At 50.5% G+C, this 23,381-nt stretch carries 21 protein-coding genes; all 21 read left to right on the top strand.

From position 1 onward, the window contains the following. Positions 1 to 98 precede the first annotated feature (98 nt). The 21 genes from dapG to ACI1P2_RS04325 all read left to right on the top strand — a co-directional run bounded on the left by dapG (position 99) and on the right by ACI1P2_RS04325 (position 23,309). Positions 99 to 1,316, top strand: a complete 1,218-nt coding sequence (gene dapG / locus ACI1P2_RS04425; protein ID WP_355317217.1) for an aspartate kinase — start codon at positions 99 to 101, stop codon at positions 1,314 to 1,316. Positions 1,317 to 1,345: 29 nt separating this feature from the next. Next, a complete protein-coding gene (gene dapA, locus ACI1P2_RS04420) occupies positions 1,346 to 2,215 on the top strand; it encodes a 4-hydroxy-tetrahydrodipicolinate synthase (RefSeq protein WP_355317215.1) in 870 nt (289 codons plus the stop codon). A gap of 441 nt (positions 2,216 to 2,656) precedes the next feature. After that, positions 2,657 to 4,336, top strand: a complete 1,680-nt coding sequence (locus ACI1P2_RS04415; RefSeq protein WP_355317213.1) for a ribonuclease J — start codon at positions 2,657 to 2,659, stop codon at positions 4,334 to 4,336. A gap of 161 nt (positions 4,337 to 4,497) precedes the next feature. Then, the gene (locus ACI1P2_RS04410) at positions 4,498 to 5,316 is read left to right on the top strand and encodes a ClpP family protease (RefSeq protein WP_355317211.1); all 819 of its coding nucleotides are present in this window, start codon (positions 4,498 to 4,500) and stop codon (positions 5,314 to 5,316) included. Next, positions 5,313 to 5,522 carry a YlzJ-like family protein gene (locus ACI1P2_RS04405; RefSeq protein WP_355317209.1) on the top strand — a complete coding sequence of 70 codons (210 nt, stop codon included), beginning with the start codon at positions 5,313 to 5,315 and terminating at the stop codon, positions 5,520 to 5,522. The genes ACI1P2_RS04410 and ACI1P2_RS04405 overlap by 4 nt, the downstream gene beginning before the upstream one ends. Positions 5,523 to 5,617: 95 nt before the next feature. Then, positions 5,618 to 8,236, top strand: coding sequence for an FtsK/SpoIIIE family DNA translocase (locus ACI1P2_RS04400; RefSeq protein WP_355317207.1), 2,619 nt, complete (start codon positions 5,618 to 5,620; stop codon positions 8,234 to 8,236). Between the two features lie 157 nt (positions 8,237 to 8,393). Then, positions 8,394 to 9,266: a spore cortex-lytic enzyme gene (gene sleB, locus ACI1P2_RS04395; RefSeq protein ID WP_355317457.1), complete on the top strand. Its 873-nt coding sequence runs from the start codon at positions 8,394 to 8,396 to the stop codon at positions 9,264 to 9,266. 294 nt (positions 9,267 to 9,560) lie between these two features. After that, positions 9,561 to 10,787, top strand: coding sequence for an EF-P 5-aminopentanol modification-associated protein YfmF (gene yfmF, locus ACI1P2_RS04390; RefSeq protein WP_408976130.1), 1,227 nt, complete (start codon positions 9,561 to 9,563; stop codon positions 10,785 to 10,787). A gap of 2 nt (positions 10,788 to 10,789) precedes the next feature. Further along, entirely contained in the window at positions 10,790 to 12,070 is a 1,281-nt protein-coding gene (gene yfmH / locus ACI1P2_RS04385) for an EF-P 5-aminopentanol modification-associated protein YfmH (protein ID WP_355317203.1), read from the top strand. Between the two features lies 1 nt (position 12,071). Beyond that, positions 12,072 to 12,842 (top strand): elongation factor P 5-aminopentanone reductase, encoded by a 771-nt coding sequence (gene ymfI, locus ACI1P2_RS04380; RefSeq protein WP_355317201.1) that lies wholly within the window; start codon positions 12,072 to 12,074, stop codon positions 12,840 to 12,842. Positions 12,843 to 12,954: 112 nt separating this feature from the next. Beyond that, complete coding sequence (locus tag ACI1P2_RS04375) at positions 12,955 to 13,212, top strand: DUF3243 domain-containing protein (RefSeq protein WP_355317199.1); 258 nt, start codon at positions 12,955 to 12,957, stop codon at positions 13,210 to 13,212. Positions 13,213 to 13,433: 221 nt separating this feature from the next. Further along, the gene (locus tag ACI1P2_RS04370; protein WP_355317197.1) at positions 13,434 to 14,180 is read left to right on the top strand and encodes a DUF3388 domain-containing protein; all 747 of its coding nucleotides are present in this window, start codon (positions 13,434 to 13,436) and stop codon (positions 14,178 to 14,180) included. 30 nt (positions 14,181 to 14,210) lie between these two features. After that, a complete protein-coding gene (locus tag ACI1P2_RS04365; protein WP_355317195.1) occupies positions 14,211 to 15,263 on the top strand; it encodes a RodZ family helix-turn-helix domain-containing protein in 1,053 nt (350 codons plus the stop codon). A gap of 158 nt (positions 15,264 to 15,421) precedes the next feature. After that, positions 15,422 to 15,913 carry a YajQ family cyclic di-GMP-binding protein gene (locus tag ACI1P2_RS04360; protein WP_355317193.1) on the top strand — a complete coding sequence of 164 codons (492 nt, stop codon included), beginning with the start codon at positions 15,422 to 15,424 and terminating at the stop codon, positions 15,911 to 15,913. Between the two features lie 195 nt (positions 15,914 to 16,108). Beyond that, the gene (gene pgsA / locus ACI1P2_RS04355) at positions 16,109 to 16,696 is read left to right on the top strand and encodes a CDP-diacylglycerol--glycerol-3-phosphate 3-phosphatidyltransferase (RefSeq protein ID WP_355317191.1); all 588 of its coding nucleotides are present in this window, start codon (positions 16,109 to 16,111) and stop codon (positions 16,694 to 16,696) included. Positions 16,697 to 16,802: 106 nt separating this feature from the next. Further along, positions 16,803 to 18,068, top strand: a complete 1,266-nt coding sequence (locus ACI1P2_RS04350; RefSeq protein ID WP_355317189.1) for a competence/damage-inducible protein A — start codon at positions 16,803 to 16,805, stop codon at positions 18,066 to 18,068. Between the two features lie 237 nt (positions 18,069 to 18,305). Beyond that, positions 18,306 to 19,367 carry a recombinase RecA gene (gene recA, locus ACI1P2_RS04345; RefSeq protein WP_355317187.1) on the top strand — a complete coding sequence of 354 codons (1,062 nt, stop codon included), beginning with the start codon at positions 18,306 to 18,308 and terminating at the stop codon, positions 19,365 to 19,367. A gap of 96 nt (positions 19,368 to 19,463) precedes the next feature. Beyond that, positions 19,464 to 20,204 carry a regulatory protein RecX gene (locus ACI1P2_RS04340; protein ID WP_355317185.1) on the top strand — a complete coding sequence of 247 codons (741 nt, stop codon included), beginning with the start codon at positions 19,464 to 19,466 and terminating at the stop codon, positions 20,202 to 20,204. 299 nt (positions 20,205 to 20,503) lie between these two features. Continuing rightward, entirely contained in the window at positions 20,504 to 22,045 is a 1,542-nt protein-coding gene (rny, locus tag ACI1P2_RS04335) for a ribonuclease Y (protein WP_355317183.1), read from the top strand. A gap of 89 nt (positions 22,046 to 22,134) precedes the next feature. Beyond that, positions 22,135 to 22,929, top strand: coding sequence for a TIGR00282 family metallophosphoesterase (locus tag ACI1P2_RS04330; protein ID WP_355317455.1), 795 nt, complete (start codon positions 22,135 to 22,137; stop codon positions 22,927 to 22,929). A gap of 119 nt (positions 22,930 to 23,048) precedes the next feature. Continuing rightward, the gene (locus ACI1P2_RS04325; RefSeq protein ID WP_019005392.1) at positions 23,049 to 23,309 is read left to right on the top strand and encodes a stage V sporulation protein S; all 261 of its coding nucleotides are present in this window, start codon (positions 23,049 to 23,051) and stop codon (positions 23,307 to 23,309) included. The last annotated feature ends 72 nt before the right edge of the window (positions 23,310 to 23,381 follow it).

Genomic DNA, 23,381 nt, shown 5'->3' with positions numbered 1-23,381 from the left:
GGCAAGCCGGAAAATGATGCAGCATGAGATTGTTTTGGCAGGGACGGATATTGATACATATATCCCGTTCCTGAGGTGCACACGGTGGAGGAGAAATTATGGGGATTTTAGTACAGAAATACGGGGGAACTTCGCTTTCCACACCTGAAGCCAGAAGTCTGGTTATCGGTCATATCAAGAGGGAGCTGAAGAACGAGTTTCAGCTTGTAGTGGTTGTATCGGCCATGGGCCGCAAGGGTGAACCGTATGCAACGGATACGCTGCTCGATTGGGCGGCAAGCAACGGAGACAGTCTGCCTGACCGCGAACGGGATCTGCTGATGTGCTGCGGAGAGATTATTTCTGCAGCAACGCTTTGCAGCCTGCTCGAGCAGGAAGGGATTTCCGCTACGGTATTGACAGGAGCACAGGCAGGCTTTGTAACCGACAGCCAGTTTGGGAATGCAAGAATTCTGGACATCAAGCCTGCACGTATTTTGGAGGAGCTTGAGCAGGATCGTGTGGTAATCGTAACTGGTTTTCAGGGCCAGACGGAAAACGGGGATTTCACGACGCTTGGCAGAGGCGGGAGCGATACATCGGCTACTGCGTTAGGGGCCGCCCTTCATGCGGAAATGGTCGATATTTATACGGACGTCAACGGAATTTTAACCGCGGATCCAAGAATTGTGGAAGATGCCAAACCGCTAGCTTATGTCAGCTACACGGAAATTTGCAATATGGCGCACCACGGAGCGAAAGTGATTCACCCGCGTGCCGTGGAAATTGCCATGCAGGCGAATATTCCTGTTCGTGTGCGTTCGACTTTCTCCGAGAGTGAAGGCACATTGGTGACGCAACCGGAGGGCTTCAAGGATGTTCAGTCAGGTGTGGTGGACCGTTATGTGACTGGTATCGCCTACGTTGGGAATGTGACCCAGATTACTGTGGAGTCGGAGGAACCGAACAATCATCTTCAGTTAAAGGTATTCAAGGCGATGGCCGTAAGCGGCATCAGCGTCGATTTTATCAATGTCACAACAACGGGCGCGGTGTATACGGTCAGTGACAGTGAAGGTCCTAAAGCGGTTAAAATATTACAGGAAATGGGTATGAGCCCGAAGACTGTCTCTGGCTGTGCGAAGGTATCGGTGATCGGAGGCGGCATTAACGGCGTGCCGGGCATCATGGCGACGATTGTCGAGGCTTTGGCGGAGGCCGGCATTCAGATTCTGCAGTCTGCCGATTCCAACACAACGATTTGGGTATTGGTCAAAAAAGAGGATATGGTGCAGGCGCTGCGCGCGCTTCATGCCAAATTCGAACTTCACCGTTAACCAAGCATGGGGCAATGAAAGGAGGCAGCATGATGGATTTTGGAAGATTGATCACAGCAATGATTACACCATTCGACGGGCAAGGCGAGATCAACTGGGACGCGACATCCGATTTGATCGATTATTTGATCGAAGTGCAAAAATCCGACTCCCTCGTTGTATCGGGGACGACAGGTGAAGCCCCGACTCTCAGCGATGAGGAGAAAATCAAATTGTTTTCTTTTGTGGTGGATAAAGCGGCCGGGCGTTGTAAAATTATAGCGGGCACGGGCAGCAACAATACGCGCCATTCCATTCATTTGACCAGGGAAGCCGAACGTGTGGGCGTAGACGGCGTACTGCTTGTAGTTCCTTATTACAACAAGCCGAATCAGGAGGGCATGTACAGACACTTCGAGGCCATCGCCGGCTCTACTTCCCTGCCTGTCATGCTTTATAATGTGCCGGGAAGAACGGTAGCAGGCCTGACTGCTGAGACAACACTCCGCTTGGCCCAGCTCGGGAACATTGTGGCAACCAAGGAGTGTGCTTCGCTGGAACATGTTACACAGATCGCAGCTGCTGCGCCGGACGGATTTAAGGTGTATTCCGGTGACGATGCCTCGGGGCTTCCCGCCATGGCTGTAGGCGCTTATGGAATCGTCAGTGTTGCCAGCCATGTGGTCGGCTCGGAAATGAAGCGGATGATTGAAGCCTTTACTGGCGGGCGCCCAGATCAGGCAGCCACTCTGCACCAGTCGTTGTTTCCTGTGTTTAAGGGGTTGTTTGAATGCCCGAATCCGGTTGCTGTCAAATATGCATTAGAGCTGAGGGGAGTTGCCGCCGGACCGGTCCGACTGCCGTTAGTGGCTCCAACGGAGCAGGAAGCGGGCTTCATTCGATCCTTGTTTGAAAAATAATTTTTTTAGAGGTAGTTCAAAAAGTCATCTTTTGATCACGAAGGAAGTCAGGAAGCGGACTCGACATCGAATCTTGAATTCAGCCGGGCCTTCCGGTGCTCACGTACCCCACGTACGCTCCGCTCCTCAATCCCTAACTTCATCCAACCTTCTCGGTGCTGAAAACCTGACTTTTTGAACACTCACTTATACGGCAGAACAGAAGCGTTTCCGATGAGGAGCGCTTTTTTTGTTTTAATGGGCGTGGTAAAAGCGCGAAAACGGCCTGCCGTTCATGGTTTTTTGGAAAACGGGAAACCTAACTTCAAAGAAGATGGCGACTTGTGTTTTCACTTTTTAATCATGTATAATGGGGTCAAGTGACTGGGTGCGGTATTTTTTTGAAAATTAAATAACAAATTAAGGTACGACGTCCAACTACCATAGGAGGTTTAGATTCATTTGTCTAAAAAAGCCAACAACGATAAATTGATGATTTTCGCTTTGGGCGGCGTCGGAGAGATCGGGAAAAACATGTATGTCATCCAATATGCCAACGACATTGTGGTCGTGGATTCGGGACTGAAGTTTCCTGAGGAAGATATGCTCGGAATCGATATCGTAATCCCTGATATTTCCTACCTTACGGAGAACCGTGACAAAGTGAGAGGCATAGTGCTGACACACGGCCATGAAGACCATATCGGTGGTCTGCCGTATGTGCTCAAGCACCTGAACGTTCCCGTTTACGGGACGAAGCTGACTCTGGGGCTTGTGGAGAACAAGCTGAAGGAGGCGAATTTGCTCGGAGAGACGAAGCGGATCATGATTAATGCCGACTCCGAGATCAAACTGGGATCGACCCTGAAAGTGTCATTTTTTAGTACAAATCACAGTATTCCGGATTCTGTCGGTGTATGCATCGATACACCAGAAGGTGCTGTTGTTCATACGGGCGACTTCAAGTTTGACCATACTCCAGTCAATGGTCAATACGCGGATTTGCAGCGGATGGCTGAGATTGGAAGCAGGGGGGTGCTAGCGCTTTTATCAGATAGCACCAATGCCGAGAAGCCTGGCTTCACACCTTCGGAGAAAAGTGTAGGCATCGTGCTTGAGGATATTTTCCGCAAATCCCGCCAGCGGGTTGTGGTTGCAACTTTCGCCTCCAATGTGCACCGGATTCAGCAGGTGGTGAACGCCGCCGAGAAAACAGGCCGCAAGGTGGCTGTGATCGGGCGCAGTATGGTGAATGTCGTCGGCATTGCCCATGATCTCGGATATTTGCAAATTCCGGACGGTATGCTGATTGAGCCTGAGGAAGTTGGCAAAATGGCCGCAGACCGGGTCGTAATCCTGTGCACCGGCAGCCAGGGGGAGCCGATGTCGGCGCTAACGCGCATGGCCCGCTCCACGCACCGTAAGGTGGATATTTTGCCTGGAGATTCCGTCATCATTGCCGCAACTCCTGTACCGGGCAACGAGAAATACGTCGGCCGTACGATAGACGAACTGTTCCGTCTAGGTGCGGAGGTTTATTATAGCGGAGCAAATTCAGGCGTGCACGTGTCCGGGCACGGCAGCCAGGAAGAGCTTAAGCTGATGCTCAACCTTATGAAGCCGCAGTTTTTCATTCCAATTCACGGTGAATACAGAATGCAGCGCAGACATGCCTTGCTGGCCGAATCAGTAGGCATTGATCATGACAACATTTTTATTACCGATATCGGCGATGTTGTTGAGATTCAGAACGGTACCGCTCGCAAAGCAGGAAAAGTAACCGCCGGCAATGTGCTGATCGACGGATTGGGAGTCGGCGACGTAGGCAATATTGTGCTGCGTGACCGGAAGCTCCTGTCACAGGACGGTATTCTGGTCGTTGTGGTTACGCTCAGCAAGCAGGATGGCACGATCGTCTCCGGCCCTGATATCATTTCCCGCGGTTTCGTTTATGTCCGTGAATCGGAAGGACTGCTGGATGAAGCCAACCGCATCGTATCCAGCACTTTACAGAAGCTGATGAGCGAGAATGTAAATGAATGGGCTTCCCTGAAAACCAATGTCAAAGATGCGCTGGGCCGTTTCCTGTATGAACAGACGCGCCGCAGACCGATGATATTGCCGATTATTATGGAAGTGTAATCTATAGTTGCATAAGGCACACAGTCGCCTCATTCTGCTGGAAATATTGGACGGTTTCCGCAGAGGGAGGCTTTTTTTGTGTTTTGATAGTATAAAATCTTCCATTTAAATACCATACTATTCGTTATAACGCATTTATTAATGAAGGGATGGATTAAAGTATGGTATCTTATGGCGGCAATAAGGAAGAAGAGACGGAAACTCAAAATCCGCAAACCGGAGATAAAAAGATGACCCCTGTCTTGGAGAGCATACAGCAGCTTGGACAGACCGGAGTACCTGCTATGGAATCCAATATCTTTTGCATGACCATTATCGGACAAATTGAAGGTCACTTCATCCTGCCTCCGCAAAACAAGACGACCAAGTATGAGCATATCATTCCCCAGCTTGTAGCTGCGGAGCAAAATCCCCGGATAGAAGGGCTGCTGCTTGTGCTGAATACGGTTGGAGGCGATGTGGAAGCCGGGCTGGCCATAGCGGAGATGATCGCTTCCCTGAGCAAACCGACCGTAACGGTAGTCATCGGCGGCGGTCACAGCATCGGCGTGCCCATCGCGGTATCGGCGTCTTATTCGCTTATTGCTGAAAGCGCCACGATGACCATCCATCCCATCCGGATGAGCGGTCTGGTGATCGGGGTACCGCAGACCTTTGAATATATGGAGAAGATGCAGGAACGGGTGGTGCGGTTTGTGACCAGTCATTCCAGCATCTCTGAGCAGCAGTTCAAAGAGCTGATGTTCAAGACAGGCGAACTGAACCGCGATATCGGGACGGCTGTGGGTGGCCATGATGCCGTAAAATACGGGCTTATGGACGCGGTTGGCGGTATCGGAGATGCGTTGACCTATCTGAATAAAGCCATTGCTGAAAGAAGACGCACGATGCCGCAGGAGGCGATGCCATCCCTGAATGGCGGCGCCATGCAAGGTCATTCAGGAGCGGCTCCCGCGCAGCAAGGGGGACTGACCCAATGACGCACTATTCCATTGTGCCGATGGAGCTGGTGCTTGAGGGCATGTGGAAAGAAGCAGGCCCTCTCCAGGAAATCAGTGCGGAAGGGTGCCTGATCCAGGTAAGGTCGGAGGGAGAGAGAAAAGGAACCATTGTAAGGCTGCTGGACTGTCCTCTCGATGCATACTTGAACCCGAAGCTGTCTCCGGGCAACGAGATTGAGTGGTAAATCATCCGTGGAGGCGAGAAAGCAAAAAACTTGTCGAAAAAGAACATATGTGCTGATGCGGGTGGACGTGGTATAATATTCTTCTGGGGGTGACCATGATGGCCAGAAGACGCAAGAAGAAGAAAACGACACTCGGGAGCGTCCTGAAATATGAAATATACGGCATTGTCCTGATTACACTTTCCGTTATAGCCTTGTCCGGTGAAGCGGCGGTCGGCCGCTCTTTATCCAAGATGTTCGGTCTTGTGCTGGGCAAGTTTTACTTTGTCATACCCCTGATCGGCATTTTTTACGGCTTGATGGTAATGATACACCGGAAGTGGCCGAACAAATGGAATGGGCGCAAGAGCGGATTGCTTCTATTCGTGCTTACATTAACACTGATGAGCACCATTTCCTCCATGGAACAGCGGCTTGGCCCGATCGGAGCGCTGCAGCCGGGGAATGTGATGAATCAAATACATATTGATTTGCGGGACGAGCTGTTTGCCGCGGATGGAGATCAGCATTCCATGCTGAATAAGGAAATCAGCGGCGGATATGTCGGAGCCGTAGAGCTGATGATCCTGCTCTGGCTGTTCGGGCTGATGGGAGCCAAGCTCATTATGCTCGTCATGTTTGTGATCAGCTTTATGCTTGTTACACAGTTGTCCTATGTGGATTTGGGACGCATTCTGCGCACCAAAGTGCTGAAAACAGGCAGCATCCTGCAGCGCAAGTGGGAGGGAAGAAAATCCCCGATCCCTGTTGCGGAAGGCGGCAGAAGCAGAAAAGGCAAGCCTGTGCCTGTTCCGGAAGAGGAGGAGGAGCTGGAAGAAGATTACGAAGAGCAGCCGTCGCTGCCCAAGCGGAAGCAGCCGTTGTTCTTTCAGCTGTTCGGCTCCCGCAAAGCGCCGGTTGATGCTCATTTGACGGAGGATCAGGCGGAAGGAGAAGCGGCATTTAATTCATTGGCGTATGACCGGTATGATGACGTGGAAGGAGACGTGCACTCATCACCTTTTATGGCTGCCGAACCTGAAGCTGCCGAGACGAGAAGCTCGCCAATTATCAGGGATTTCCTCGAGCAGGTTCGTACGGAAGAAAACGCGGAGCTTTACGACAAGGAAGAGGAGAGCGGCCTGTCTCCGCATGCGGATGCTGGTGCGGATATGCTGCCTACTACCGGACTGGAAGCAGTAGAAGAGAAGGGGCATACGGACGAGACGCAGGCGACCAGCGAACAAGCGGCCGGAGAAGGACTGCCGGGCGGCGAAACAGCCCCTCAGGCACCGGCTCCGCCTCCTCCGAAGCCTTACAAGTTGCCTCCGTTCAAGCTCCTGTCCAAACCGCAAGGCGCAGGCAAGGGAGGCGGACAGAAGGACTATATGCAGACTGCGCGCAAGCTCGAGGCTACACTGGAAAGCTTCGGGGTGCGTGCCAAGGTGCTTGAGGTTGTTCGTGGCCCTGCCGTAACCCGTTACGAAATCCAGCCGGACATCGGCGTTAAGGTAAGCCGGATTGTAAGCCTGACAGATGATATAGCATTGGCTCTGGCAGCCAAGGATATCCGGATGGAGGCGCCGATTCCCGGCAAGTCGGCGATCGGAATTGAGGTTCCGAACAACGAGGTATCGGTGGTAACCATGCGCGAGGTTATGGAAACTCCGGTATTTCAGGAGTCGGAGGCCAAGCTGTCCATTGCGTTCGGCAGGGATATTGCGGGACAGACCATTGTCGGAAATCTGGCGAAAATGCCCCATTTGCTTGTAGCAGGAGCTACCGGTTCGGGTAAATCGGTATGTATCAACGGTATTATTACCAGTGTTTTGTATAAAGCGAAACCCAATGAAGTTAAATTTTTGATGGTTGACCCCAAAATGGTGGAGCTGAATGTCTATAATGGCATTCCTCATCTGCTGGCACCTGTCGTGACCGATCCGAAGCGGGCATCGCTGGCCTTAAAGAAAATCGTCGTGGAGATGGAGAAGCGGTATGACCTCTTCTCCAAATCGGGAACGAGGAACATCGAAGGTTATAATCTGCTGATGAAAGATAATCCGGCTGCTGTACTTCCATATATTGTAGTCATTGTGGACGAGCTTGCCGACCTGATGATGGTGGCCGCCGGAGATGTGGAAGACGCTATTGCCCGTTTGGCGCAAATGGCCCGCGCCGCCGGCATTCATCTAATCATTGCAACGCAGCGCCCGTCGGTTGACGTCATCACGGGTGTGATCAAGGCCAATATTCCTTCGCGGATTGCGTTTGGCGTCTCATCCCAGGTTGACTCCCGTACCATTCTGGATATGGGCGGGGCGGAGAAGCTGCTGGGACGCGGGGATATGCTGTTTATGCCGATGGGGGCTTCCAAGCCAGTTCGTGTGCAGGGGGCGTTTCTGAGCGACCAGGAAGTGGAGAACGTCGTGAGCTATGTCCGCGATCAGGGAGAAGCCCAGTATGACGATACGCTGGTGCCGGAAGTCGAGGAGACGGCAGCGGAAGCGGATGATATGCTGGATGAACTGTACGACCAGGCTGTGAGTATCATTCTTGAGGCGAAGCAGGCGTCCGTATCCCTGCTCCAGCGTCGCATGCGCATCGGCTATACCAGAGCCGCTCGCCTGATCGATTCCATGGAAGCGCGCGGTGTGATCGGCCCTTATGAGGGAAGCAAGCCGCGGGAGGTTTTGATGTCTCTGGAGCAGTATCAGCAAAATAAAATCAGTTCCTGACGGGAACATTGTCAGCCGTTCAAGCTAAGCGCTTGAACGGTTTTTTTGTCGCTCAAAACCTTGCAGGCTTACCCGGTGGAGTGAATAGTCAGGCTTCTTCCTTGTCATAATAAGCGTAGCCATCCTGTTCATCCCACAAAGAAAGGTAGAGCGAATGATGAAAAAGACAGCCCTATGGATATGTACGGGTGTATTGGCGGTTACGGCCGTAATATATGCAGCCTTCCTTGAGCCCGACGACAAACGGAGCAGCAATCCGCTTCCCCAACAAGCCGAGACTCATGAAACTGAACCTGCTGAAGAGGTCTTCAGCAGCAAGCCGATTGTCCAAGGCTCTTACGGTCAGGATGTCTATGAATTGCAAAGCCGTTTGAAATTGCTTGGTTTTTATTACGGAAAGGTAGACAGCCAATTTGGAAGCAAGACTTTAGGATCAGTTAAATGGTTTCAAGACGAATTCGGTATCGATGCCGACGGTGTTGTTGGTCCCAAAACGAAGTTGAAGCTGGTGAATGCCACCAAGGATTGGAAACCGACGGAAACGCCTCTGCACAAGCAGGGCGCTAACCAGCAGACGCCGAACAATGCGGGGACGGGTACAGGGGCAGAAACAGCCGAAAAGGCTGCCTCGACAGATGAAGATGCTTCGCTGAGCCCCGGCAGAGCGAACGGCCTATCTGAAAACGAGCTGAAAATGATGGCTAACGCCGTTTACGGAGAGGCGCGCGGCGAGCCGTTTGAAGGACAAGTTGCCGTCGCCGCGGTTATTCTGAACCGTGTGAAATCACCCAGTTTTCCCAATACACCGTCAGGTGTAATCTTTCAACCCGGTGCATTTACAGCGGTTGCTGACGGGCAAATCTGGCTGACGCCGAATCCGCAAGCCCGTAAGGCTGTTCAACAGGCACTTAATGGCTGGGACCCGACGGGAGGCTGCCTCTATTATTTCAATCCGAAGACGGCGACCTCCAAATGGATTTGGTCCCGTCCACAAGTAAAGACGATTGGGGAGCACATTTTCTGTATGTAGCCCGCAATTAGAAACCGGCAACCGGGGCTTGTCTCCGGTTGCTTCTTGCCTTTTTGATCGTTACAATAAGAAAAACGTCTATCGACGTACATTCACAGAAGCCAGACCGCGTTTAGCAGTAGTTTTTCTTGCGATTCCAAGAAGATAATTCCAAGAAATTTATACTTTCTGGAATCTTAAAAATTGGTACAGATTTCGTTCGTTAAGGAATTAAAATGACGTCGCAAAGGAGTTTTGGACTTGATAAAAACAGAATTTGAGCGCGGCAGCCGGCGGCAGCTGCGTATTCACGTGATGCCGACCAAACGCTTTAAGACGTATGCGATATCACTTTACGCTGGAATTCCTTTGCAGGAAACCACCGTTTCAAGCGTGGCTTTAACCCCTTTTGTATTAAGACGCGGGACGGCTTCCTATCCCGAAACCGTTCAATTCAGGGAGCAGCTTGAGCAGATGTATGGGGCCGGCTTCGGGTTCGATATATATAAAAGAGGAGATTACCAAATCGTCCAGTTTCGGATGGATACCATTAATGACGGCTTCGTAAGCAGCCCGGACAGTCTGCTTGACAGGTCTTTTTCGTTTCTCGGGGAGGTGCTGACACGTCCGGTCATGGAAAATGGCGCTTTCCGCGGGACTTATGTGCAGCAAGAAAGGGAAAATGTGCGCAAAAAACTGGAAGCGATCGTCAATGACAAAATCCGTTATGCAGGCGAACGCTGTATAGAGGAAATGTTCAAAAACGAGCCTTTCCGCCTTCACCCGCTCGGGCAGCGCTCCGATCTTGATTCGATCAGCCCGAACAGCCTGTACAAGGCTTATGGAGATTGGCTCGAAAACGCCAGCATGGATCTGTATGTGGTAGGGGACACGTCTCTGGAAGAGGTGGAGGGGCTTGTAGACCGTTATTTCAGCCTTGACCGCTCTTCTTCGGCACAGTACAGAAGGGCTGATGTATCTGCACAGTCTGGTGATGTTCAGACCGTTGTTGAGCGCCTCGATGTAAATCAAGGGAAGCTGAATATGGGCTTCAGAACATCGATTACCTATAGCGACGATCAATATGCCTCCGCGCTGATGTATAATGGAATTCTTGGCGGTTACCCTCATTCCAAGCTGTTTGTGAACGTAAGGGAAAAAGCGAGCCTTGCTTATTATGCTTCTTCCCGTTACGACGGGCATAAAGGCATTGCCACCATTCAGTCCGGAATTGAAATTCCCAATTACGAAAAAGCCGTAAGCATTATCCGTCAGCAGCTTGACGATATGCGCAAGGGCAGCATCAGTGAGCTGGAAATGAGCCAGACAAAAGCCATGATCCGCAATCTGCTCAAAGAGATGCAGGATTCCGCCTTCGAAATGATTGCTTTTGACTTTAACAGACAGCTTTCCGGCAAGGAAAGAACGGTCGAGCAACTGCTTGAGCAGGTAGAAGCGGTATCCGTCAAAGATGTGCAGGAGGCGGCTCAGACTTTTAATCTGGCCACCATTTATTTTTTGAGAGATCAGAAGGAGGGGTAGCCGTGCAGAACATAACATATGATCATTTACAGGAGACACTGTATTTCGAGGTAATGGATAATGGCCTGCACGTGTATGTGCTTCCCAAACCGGGATTTCAGAAAACGTTCGCCACGTTTGCCACAAAATACGGCTCCATTGATAACCACTTCAAGGTGGAAGGGGAAGAAGCGATCAAGGTTCCGGACGGGATCGCCCACTTTCTTGAGCATAAAATGTTTGAAAAAGAGGACGGAGACGTATTTACGAAGTTTTCCTCCAACGGGGCATCTGCCAACGCATTCACCAGCTTTGAGCAGACGGTTTATCTCTTCTCGGCAACCGAGCATATTTACGATAATCTGGAGACATTGATCGATTTTGTGCAGGCTCCGTATTTTACGGATCAGAGTGTGGAAAAAGAAAAAGGCATTATTGGCCAGGAAATTAACATGTACCAGGATAACCCCGATTGGAGAAGCTATTTTGGCCTGATCGAGGCGTTGTATTCCAAACATCCGGTACATATTGATATCGCGGGTACGGTGGAGTCAATAAGCACGATTACAAAAGAAACGCTCTATACGTGCTATAACGCTTTTTATCATCCCAGCAATATGCTGCTTTTCGTGGTAGGAGGGGTGGAGCCGCAAAAGGTATTCGACCTTGTGCGTGAGAGCCAAAATCGCAAGGACTACAAGCCTCAGGGCAATATCGAGCGCATATTTGAGCAGGAGCCGGTTGGGGTAGCCCAAAAAAGACGGGAAGCAAGGCTGGCGGTATCCCTTCCTAAATGCCTGTTCGGCTTCAAGGAGAAAAAGACGGGCCTTGCAGGAGCGGAGCTGCTGCGCCATGATCTGGAAAGCAAGCTGATGCTTGATCTGCTGCTTGGCTCCAGCACACAGCTTTATCAAAAGTTATACGATGAGGAGCTCATTTCAGACAGCTTCGGCCATGAATACAACAGCTCGCATGGTTACGCCTTCTCGGCGATCGGCGGAGATACCAAGGACCCTGACCGACTGCTGTCCCGCATCCGTGAAGAAATCGAGGCCGTCAAGGCAAGCGGATTTGCGGCGGAGCATTTCGAACGGGCACGCAAGAAAAGAATCGGCGGTTATTTGCGTATGCTCAACTCGCCGGAAAACATCGCCCATGAATTTACACGCCACCGCTTCAGAGGAAGCGATTTCTTTGAGGTGCTGCCGGTTTATGAAAGCATCACTCTTGAAGATGTGAACCGCCGTTTGCGGGAGCACACAGACTGGGAGCAGATGGCCGTTTCGCTGGTGGTGAGTCCTTAAAATGGAGAAGGAAACCGGAGCGGTTAATAAAGCATTGGGGGAAATGACGGTATTGGTGACCGGCGGAAGCCGTGGCATCGGTGCGGCTATTGCGGAGCGCTTCGCCTCAGTTGGCATGAATGTGGTGATTCATTACATGAAATCCCACGAAGAGGCCAACGAAGTGGCCCGGCGCTGCATGAATGATGCCGGTTCCGTGATGACGGTTACCGCGGATCTACGCAGCAAGGAGCAAATTTTACGCATGCAGGAAAAGCTGGAGAATCACGGATTGAAGCCCGATATTCTCGTAAACAATGCGGGGATATCCCACTACGGCCTGCTGACGGATGTGAGCGAGGAAGAATGGGACGATGTCATGGCCGTCAATGTAAAGGGTACATTTCTGTGCACACAGGCTTTTCTGCCGCATATGATTTCACAGCGCTATGGCCGGATTATTAACGTATCCTCTGTATGGGGACTGTCCGGCGCCTCGTGCGAGGTGCTTTATTCTTCAACCAAGGGGGCTGTAAATGCCTTTACGAAGGCATTGGCCAAAGAGGCGGCACTTTCGGGGGTGACGGTTAATGCCGTCGCACCAGGAGCTGTGGATACGGCCATGCTGGAGCATCTTGACCCTGGCGAACTGGCTGAGCTGGAAGATGAGATCCCCGCGGGAAGACTGGCGAAGCCTGACGAAATTTCTTCGCTGGTGTATTTCCTGGCGCTGCCTGAATCCGGATATATCAACGGCCAGATTATCAGTCCCAATGGCGGCTGGGTAACCTGATCTGCAGAAGGCGGCTCTGGCGGAAACCTCCAGCATAGCCGGGAATGACGCGGCGCATATTACATCTGTAGATTTTTTAAAAATCTCAATCCTTACCGAGGAGGATGTAATCATGGCGTCGACAGTGCTCAAAGATTTTGATACCTGGAAAAAGTTCCTTGGAGATCGTGTAGCTAAAGCGGAAAAAATGGGCATCAGCGAGGAAACCATTGCGGACCTGGCTTACGAAATTGGGGAATTTTTGGATGAAAAGGTCGATCCGGCAAACCACTCCAACCGTGCACTGAAAGAGCTGTGGGGTGTGGCGGACAAGGATGAGCGTCACGTCATTGCCAAATGTATGGTGAAGCTCGCCAAAGCCAATGCTTAAGCTGTAAATGACGCGGAAAAGCTCCCATGAGGGGGCTTTTCTGCAATAGTTACAGACCTGTTCTTGTAATTCATAGCTATTTTATATATCATAAACGTGGTTGCAAAAACGGATGTCAATTAAATGCACATGAACGGAATTATCATAGAAATATGTCGAATGTGCTAGAATAAAGGCTTGAAGAGGGTGGCAAAGTGACGGCTGAAACCAAACAATGGTACATGGAATACAAAATACATAACAACCGTCCCGGGCTGCTTGGTGATATTGCTTCCATGCTTGGGATGTTGGGAGTCAATATTCTGACGATTAACGGGGTAGAGGGCGAGCGGCGCGGCATGCTGCTTGAAACGGATGATGATGATAAAATCCGCATTCTCGGCGAGATGCTGCAGAAGGCCAGCAACATCACCATCACCGCGTTCCGTCCCCCCAAGCTGGTTGATATTCTCGCAGTCCGCCATGGCCGCTATATTGACCGTGATTCAGATGACCGCAAGACGTTCCGCTTTACACGGGATGAGCTTGGGTTACTTGTTGATTTTTTGGGTGAAGTATTTAAGAGGGAAGGAAATCAGGTCATCGGTCTGAGGGGAATGCCACGGGTCGGGAAAACGGAGTCCATTATAGCCAGCAGCGTGTGTGCTGCGAAAAGATGGACGTTCGTCTCCTCTACGCTGCTGCGCCAAACGGTTCGCAGCCAGCTTTCCGATGAGGAAATGAACCCCAACAATGTTTTTATTATTGACGGCATTGTGAGTACAATCCGTTCCAATGAGAAACACTATAATTTGCTGCAGGACATCATGAATTTGCCGAGCACCAAGGTGATTGAGCATCCGGATATTTTTGTCCGCGAATCGGGTTACAGTTTTGATGATTTCCATATTATCATTGAGCTGCGCAACAATCCGAACGAGGAAATTATATATGATACATTCACTACCAGTTACACAGACGATATTTAATAACGTGGAGAGAAATGAGGAGATGATGGCATGTCTGAACTGGGTCAGCAGTTAAGAGAGGCCCGGCTGCAAAAAGGGTTGAGCCTGGACGATGTCCAAGATATGACGAAAATTCGCAAAAGGTACCTGGAAGCGATTGAAGCGGGTGACTACAAGGTGCTGCCAGGAACTTTTTACGTCAGAGCATTTATTAAGACCTACGCTGAGACGGTAGGATTAAATGCAGACGAACTTCTTGAAGGCCATAAAAAGGACGTTCCTGTGCAGGAGCAGGAAGCGACGATGGAACCGGTTGTTCAGAAACGGGCTGCCCGCGCATCGGGTGAACGGAATATGAAATGGATGTCGAGCGCGCTGATGTGGCTGTTTCCGATTTTGATTCTCGTTTTGATTTATATATATATCGAGACAAGAAATAATGGTACCACTCCTCCAAACGATGTGGCCCAAAACAATAACCAAAGCCAGACACCTCCGGCCACCGGGGGCGGCAAGGGAACCGGGAGCCAGGAAACCGGCAATCAGGGAACGACTCCTCCGGCGGGTGGAACAGGCAACGATACTTCTGCTCCGCCACAGGGTGAGACCGGCACGACGAATGGCGAGACCGGCGGGGGCGGCCTGACTGACGGGCAGGGAGAGACTCCCCCGGACAATACCGGGACGGAACAGCCGGGAACGGATGAAGGAACAGGAACCACTGAAGGGGTTGCGGTAACCGAAGACGGCAAGGCCGGAAAAACGACCATTTTCAGCGTGTCCAGCGCAAGCGGCGGTCCTGTCAAAGTGGAGATTCAAGCAACCGGAACAAGCTGGCTTGAGGTATACAGGGGTGAAAATTCAAGCGGTGAAAAGCTGCAGTACGGGATGACCGAAGCTGGACAAAATTATTCTTTCGACTTTGATGAACGGGGATTATACATTAAATCGGGTGCTGCTTCCGCAACCTCGATTACGGTTGGCGGGCATCCGGTGACCGACGGCAAGGCGACAACGCGGATCCGGCTTGTTCCAGGCTCGACCGGTACAGCAGGCTCGAACTCTGCATCTACGGATTCGGAAACGGATTCGGCCGGGCAATAACGTCTGACGCAAGCAGTTTTTAAGCTGTATTGTTGGATGGGTGTTTTTTTCGGGTATACCCGTGAAAAGCACCTTTTTCCATGCGGAGAATTAGACATCCGGATAGCTTTTCCATATAATTAATGTTTGAACTTTCTTCCGAAAGGAATGTGATGGATATGGCTTCAGAAAATTCATTCGACATCGTTTCCAAGATGGACATGCAGGAGCTTGTGAATGCCGTGGATCAGGCGGAGCGTGAAATTGAGACACGCTTTGATTTCAAGGACAGCAAAAGCAGCCTCAAGCTGGAAAAGGACGCTTTGACGATTACGTCGGACGACGAATACAAGCTGAACGCGGTCATCGACATTTTGAAATCGAAAATGATCAAACGCGGGCTTGCCATCAAAAATATTGAATACGGCAAGCTGGAGCCTGCTTCGATGGGAACGGTCCGGCAAAAACTGAGCTTCAAGCAGGGAATCGACCAGGAAAATGCGAAAAAGATCAACATCCTGATCCGTGATTCCAAGCTGAAGGTGAAGAGTCAGATTCAAGGAGACCAAATCCGCGTAACAGGCAAGAGTAAAAACGATCTTCAGGATGTCATTCAGATGCTGCGCAAGGCGGATCTTTCCATCGACCTTCAGTTCACAAACTTTAAGTAAGGATTTTCTCTGGTGTACCGTCGGCTGCGCCAGAGTTTTTTTGCTTTCCGGCTCTCCGGCAGATGCAGGCGCAGCCTGTTTTGACACGTCTTTCAGCCGTATATTATACTTGAAGTCGATAATGCGGGTAAGCCATCGGTGCTAATGCCGTTTCGAATTACATATGCATATAAGAATGTCAGGGGAGAGTGTGCTGTGAATTTACCCAACAAAATTACACTGGCGCGGATTTGCCTTATTCCGCTTATGATGATCTGTCTGCTGGTGGAATTTGACTTCTATCCCGGTCCGCTGCAATGGGAATCATTCAGCCTGCCTTTCAACCAGCTGCTTGCTGCACTTATTTTCATTGTGGCCGCAAGTACGGACGGTATCGACGGATACCTGGCCCGCAAGCACAACATGGTGACCAATCTAGGCAAGCTGCTTGACCCGCTGGCGGACAAGCTGCTTGTCACTGCGGTGCTCATCTCCCTCGTGGAGATGGGCAAGCTGGATTCCTGGGTGGCCGTAGTGATCGTAAGCCGGGAGTTTGCCGTTACCGGACTGCGGCAGATTGCGCTGCTTGACGGCTCTGTGGTGGCTGCGAGCAATTGGGGCAAGCTGAAAACGGTCATACAGATCGTGGCCGTCGTGGCTTTGCTGATCAACAACTTCCCTTTTGTCTTTATGGGAATTCCGTTTGATCAAATTTCGATCTGGGCGGCTGCTTTCATTACCATTTATTCAGGGTATGATTATTTTGTAAAGAATAAGCACCTGCTTCGTTCCTCCAAAGCTTGAGCACAGATTTTCTGTGTTTGAAGATGAATGCAATAGGGCTGCCTATTGCTTTTTCTTTTGGAGCAGCGGAAAAGATACGATATGAATTGATATGGGGGACGATAATATGAAAGCGGAAATCATCGCAGTAGGCACCGAATTGCTGCTGGGGCAAATTGTGAACACAAACGCCCAATATTTATCCCAAGAGCTGGCGGCGATCGGGGTTGATGTCTATTTTCAAACCGTGGTAGGAGACAATATGACACGCCTTCAGGAGGCGGTAAGAACGGCGCAAAGCCGGGCGGACATTATCCTGTTTTCCGGCGGGCTGGGGCCGACCCAGGATGATCTGACCAAGGATGCCATCGCTGCCGTGTTGGGACGCGATCTGCATATCGACAGACTGTCAATGGATAAGATCGAAGGCTTCTTCAGGGAGCGCGGAGTTGAAATGACGGAGAACAACCGCCGTCAGGCTTTGACGATTGACGGGGCCACGCCGCTGAAGAATGAAACCGGGCTGGCTGTGGGCAATGCCCTTGTGCAAGAGGGGAAATATTATGTTATTCTGCCCGGTCCCCCCAAGGAATTAAAGCCGATGTTTGAACAGGAGGCAAAGCCGTGGCTTCTTCAGCACGCATTGGGCGGCAGTGAAATGGCGATCTATTCTAAAATGCTCAAGTTTGCCGGCATCGGCGAATCTGCCCTTGAAACGAAGCTCATCGATCTGATCGAGGGACAGAGCGATCCGACGATCGCCCCTTACGCCAAGGAAGGGGAAGTGACGATCAGGGTGTCTACGAAGGCGGCAAGCGAAGCAGAAGCGCTTGTTAAGCTAAATGCGGCCGAGGTTCAGATCCAGCAGCGTCTGCCGGAGCACCTGTATGCCAGTGAAGATGTGCCGCTGGAGAAAGTCATTGTGGAATGGATGGGCAGACTGGGGCTGACGGTTGGCGCAGCGGAAAGCTGCACCGGCGGTCTCGTTATGGAGATGCTTACATCCATACCGGGCAGCGCCACGATCTTCAAAGGCGGTATCGTTTGCTACTCCAATGAGATCAAGCAGAAGCTGCTGAATGTGCCCCATGATTATCTTGAGGGAGAGAACAGCCCGGGAGCGGTGAGCCCGGAAGTGGCGCAGGTGCTGGCGGAGCAGGTCAGAATGGTCATGGACAGCGATTTCGGGCTGTCGGTTACCGGCGTGGCGGGTCCCGGTTATTCAGAGCTCAAGCCTGTTGGACTTGTCTATATCGGGATCGCGGAGCGGGGCAAGAAGACGGTGGTTCATGAGCTGCGCCTGAACGGCAACCGGGAAACGATCCGCATCCGCTCGACCAAGGCCATTTTGTACCGACTGTGGCGCCGGCTTGTTGAAATTGAAAAAGAATGATATAATTCGATCATACGGAAGAACCGTGGCAACCAAATTGCCAACGGTTCTTTTTTTGTCAGAAGAAGTGATCCGTCTTCTTTTTCTCTATTTAAAAATGATATCCTAGGGTTGCTCCACAAATGTCGGATGTTATCAGACTGCGCAAAAAAAACGAATGTATGTTCGAAAAAATGCTTGGCAAACGTGTCCAAACAAGGTATTATAATATTATAAACAATGAAGGATGTGAGCTAATTGTCAGATCGTCGTGCTGCGCTGGATATGGCGCTCCGTCAAATAGAAAAGCAATTTGGTAAAGGTTCAATCATGAAGCTGGGAGAATCGACTCATATGCAAGTGGAAACAATTCCCAGTGGATCGATTGCTCTGGATATTGCACTAGGAACTGGCGGCTTTCCGAGAGGCCGTATTATTGAAATATACGGACCGGAATCTTCAGGTAAAACGACAGTAGCGCTGCACGCGATTGCTGAAGTACAGAAAACAGGCGGACAGGCTGCCTTCATTGATGCGGAGCATGCCCTGGATCCTTCTTATGCCAATAAACTGGGCGTTAACATTGACGAGCTGTTGCTTTCACAGCCGGACACAGGTGAGCAGGCGTTGGAGATTGCCGAAGCGCTTGTGCGCAGCGGCGCAGTAGATATCATTGTTATTGACTCGGTAGCGGCTCTCGTGCCGAAGGCTGAAATCGAAGGTGAAATGGGAGATTCGCATGTGGGTCTGCAAGCGCGTCTGATGTCCCAGGCTCTGCGCAAGCTCTCCGGTGCCATCAACAAATCGAAAACCATTGCGATCTTCATCAACCAGCTGCGTGAGAAAGTCGGCGTTATGTTCGGCAACCCGGAAACGACGCCTGGCGGCCGTGCTCTTAAGTTTTACTCCACAGTCCGGCTGGATGTGCGCCGTATTGAAAGCTTGAAAATGGGCAACGACGTTGTGGGCAACCGCACCCGGATTAAAGTTGTTAAAAATAAAGTGGCTCCTCCTTTCAAACAAGCCGAAGTGGATATTATGTACGGAGAAGGCATTTCCAGGGAAGGCAGCATGCTCGATATTGGTACCGAGCTTGACATCGTTGATAAGAGCGGCGCCTGGTATTCCTATGAAGGAGAACGTCTTGGTCAAGGCCGTGAGAACGCCAAGCAGTTCCTGAAAGAAAATTCGAACCTGGCGAATACCATTGAACAGAAAATCCGCGCTGCAAGCAATCTCGTTACAACGGTTGCGGCTCCGAGCGCTGAGGATCTTGCGAAGGAAGCCAAAGAAGAGCAAGAGCTGCTTGAGCTTGAATAATCATTATATTGGATTACAATGGCGCCCTGCTCGATGAGCAGGGCGTTTTCATTTATACGTCTTAAAAAAGGAAAGCTAAGAGAGGGTCTTTCAGGAATGAAGCATGAGCCGATGGAAGAAGAGCATAAAATTCAGCAGGGCATAGAACATTTCCCGGCCGGTGAGGAACTCGAAATTACCAGGGTGGAGCAGGGGAAGCGCGGCATGCGGGGCAGATATATTATACATTTCGGACCGTATTCGCTGTCTGTTCTTGAGGATGTCATGATCAAATACCGCATGACCAAAGGTTCATTTTTCAATAAAAGTGAGCTATCGGACATTGTCATGGCAGATGAGAGACAGCAGGCATATGTGATGTCACTGCAGTATTTGGCGCGCAAGCCCCGTACACGCCAGGAGCTGTCAAGGCGTTTGCTGGAGAGGGAACTGGAACCGGCAGTCGTACACGAAACCTTGCTACGTCTGGAGAAGGAGAAGCTGGTGAACGACGAGCTGTATGCCAGGCAGTGGGCGCAGCAGCGCATATCCGGCCAGAAGAAAGGAAAATTATGGATCAAGCAGGAGCTGCAGCAAAAAGGAGTGGACAGATCGATCATTGCCGAGGCGCTTGGTGATATCAGTGAAGCGGAAGAATGGGAGAGCGCATTGCTGGCAGGACAGAAGAAATGGAATCAGACTCGCGGTGAAGTAAGCGAAAAAAAGCGCAAAACCTATTCATTTTTAATGAGGCGGGGCTATTCGGGCGGGATAACCAGAAGAGTGCTTCAGTCATTGCTGCGCAGTGACCAGGCAGGACTGGAAGCAGAAGAGCATGATGAACTGCTTTGGGATTAGCTGCAGCGTAGATGTAAGCCTTCCTGGAGCTGGCGGCAGAGAGACGTATGTAAGTTTGCATTCTCTTGACAATGCTGATTGTCAAGTAATAAAATGGACATGAATCCGTGCTCAAATGGCCCTCTTTTTCCTTCCAAAAAAGGGGACGTCTGGGACTGATTCTCATCGCCCATAACAAGTGAAGCCGCCCTCCGGGCGGTATTGTACATGTGGAAGCATGTTCACATTGATGAAGCGTAATGAACAACTGAACAAGTCCCAAGGAATGCCTTGGAGGAACCAACGAGGAGGTGAACAGTATGAGTCCTGGAATCTCGATCATTCTCGTTGCAGCCGCGTTATTCTTTGGGTTCGGGATTGGTTATTTTATTCGCAGATCTATTGCAGAAGCTAAAATTTCCAGTGCGGAGCAAGCTGCCGTACAAATTGTGGAGAACGCAAAGAAAGAGGCAGAAGCACTGAAGAAAGAGACGGTACTGGAGGCGAAGGACGAGGTCCATCGCATCCGTAACGAAGCTGAAAAAGAAACTCGTGAACGTCGGAATGAAATTCAACGGCAGGAACGAAGACTGCTGCAAAAGGAAGAGTCGCTGGATAAAAAAATAGAATCGCTGGAACGAAAAGAAGAACAAGTGGCTAACAAAGAGAAAAGAATTGATGAAACCCAGCAGCAAATTGAGCTGATTTACAAAAGCCAGGTGACAGAACTGGAACGGATCTCCAACCTTACGATGGAGGATGCGAGAAGCATCATATTGTCTAACGTAGAGCAAGAGGTTCGTCATGAAACGGCTCAGATGATCAAGGAAATTGAGCAGCAGGCCAAAGAAGAAGCGGATAAGAAATCCCGTGAAATCATTACATTGGCGATTCAACGCTGTGCAGCGGATCATGTGGCCGAGACGACGGTATCCGTTGTAACTCTGCCGAATGAAGAAATGAAAGGGCGCATTATCGGACGTGAAGGACGTAATATCCGTGCGCTTGAGACCCTTACGGGCATTGACCTCATTATCGATGATACGCCGGAGGCTGTAATCTTGTCCGGATTTGATCCGATCCGCCGTGAAATTGCACGGACCGCACTGGAGAAGCTCGTCGCAGACGGACGAATCCATCCGGCCCGTATCGAAGAAATGGTGGAAAAATCCCGTCGGGAAGTTGATGAACGAATTAGAGAATACGGTGAACAGGCTACATTCGAAGTGGGAGTTCACAGCCTGCATCCGGATTTGATCAAAATTCTCGGACGTCTGAAGTTCCGTACAAGCTATGGCCAGAATGTGCTTAAGCACTCCATGGAAGTGGCATACTTGGCAGGCTTGATGGCCGGAGAATTAGGTGAGGATGTTGTGCTGGCAAGACGTGCAGGTCTTCTGCATGACATCGGCAAAGCACTGGATCACGAAGTGGAAGGGTCCCATGTCGAAATTGGTGTGGAACTGGCGAAGAAGTACAAGGAGCATCCGGTTGTTATCAACAGTATTGCCTCCCATCACGGTGATGCGGAAGCAACCTCCGTTATCGCCATGCTGGTAGGAGCGGCAGACGCTTTGTCCGCTGCAAGACCGGGAGCAAGAAGAGAAACGCTGGAAACGTATATCCGTCGTCTGGAGAAGCTGGAGGCCATCTCCGAATCCTTTGAAGGTGTAGAGAAATCCTATGCCATTCAGGCCGGACGTGAAGTTCGTGTCATGGTGCAGCCGGAAAAAGTGGATGATGCCGAAGCGTTCCGCCTGGCACGTGATATTACCAAAACGATCGAAAATGAGCTTGACTATCCTGGGCATATTAAAGTAACCGTCATTCGGGAAACCCGTGCGGTTGAATATGCCAAATAGATAAAATGATGAAGTGGCCCCGTGTGGGCCACTTTTCATGTGTTAAAATATAGATATAGGATATGTGAATCTGGTTAGGAGGAATTGAAATCAACGTACTATTCATAGGAGATATTGTAGGAAACGTCGGCAGAAAAGCATTGAAGGAGAATCTTCCCTTTCTGAAGGAAAAATACAAGCCCCACTTTATTATTGTTAATGGAGAAAATGCGGCCGCCGGAAGGGGGATCACCGGAGCCATTGCCAGAGAGTTTTTCGACTGGGGCGTTCATGGCATTACGATGGGAAATCACACGTGGGATAACAAGGAGATCTTCGAGTTTATCGATGATGAACCGAGAATGATCAGACCGGCGAATTTTCCGCCGGGAACACCTGGCCTGGGATATACAGTTGTGCGTTCAGGCGGGAAAGAGCTGGCTCTTGTCAACCTGCAGGGACGGACCTTTTTGCCGGCCATCGATTGCCCGTTCCGGGCTGCGGATGAGATTGTAGACGAACTGCGGCGGAAGCACAAGCATATTCTTGTTGATTTCCACGCGGAAGCGACCTCGGAAAAAATCGCCATGGGCTGGCATCTTGATGGACGGGCTTCAATCGTGGTTGGCACGCATACACATGTACAGAGCAATGATGATACGATTCTGCCGCAGGGAACGGCCTACCAGACGGATGTGGGCATGGTTGGGCCGTGGGAAGGCATCCTTGGTATGGAGAGGGAAGCTGTTCTACGCAAGTTCAAAACCCAACTGCCCGTCCGCTTTCAGGTCGATAATGGCAAATGGCATTTTCATGCTGTATGTGTGGAGCTGAATGATGAAGACGGCAAAGCTCGTAGGATTGAAAAAATACGGCTAAAGGAAGATGAGTGGCGTATGGACTGACCCACAAGCGCACTGCCGTTAAAATATATTTCCAGAAAGCAGGAATTTTTTGCAGCCCCTCGAATATCATCTACTAGTGGAATCAAACCATCATCATATTCCCAGGGGAGGTACTTACTATGGAAGTATTAAAAGTATCAGCAAAGTCCAATCCCAATTCCGTTGCCGGCGCATTGGCTGGAGTCCTGCGTGAGCGCGGTAATGCTGAGTTGCAGGCGATTGGAGCGGGTGCACTCAACCAAGCAATCAAAGCAGTAGCCATTGCCCGGGGATTTGTAGCGCCTAGCGGGGTGGATTTGATTTGTATTCCTGCATTTACAGATATTGTGATCGATGGAGAAGACCGCACCGCAATCAAACTTATTGTGGAACCAAGATAATCGAGGGATTGCTTATAAGCCTGTTTACGATCTTTGATCTGTAAACAGGCTTTTTTATTTGTTTTCTGATTT

Origin of the sequence: Paenibacillus jiangxiensis (assembly GCF_046098255.1) — a bacterium.
GTDB lineage: Bacteria > Bacillota > Bacilli > Paenibacillales > Paenibacillaceae > Paenibacillus > Paenibacillus jiagnxiensis.
The sequence above is the reverse complement of the archived record's forward strand: the minus strand, read 5'-3'. Positions and strand labels throughout refer to the sequence as shown.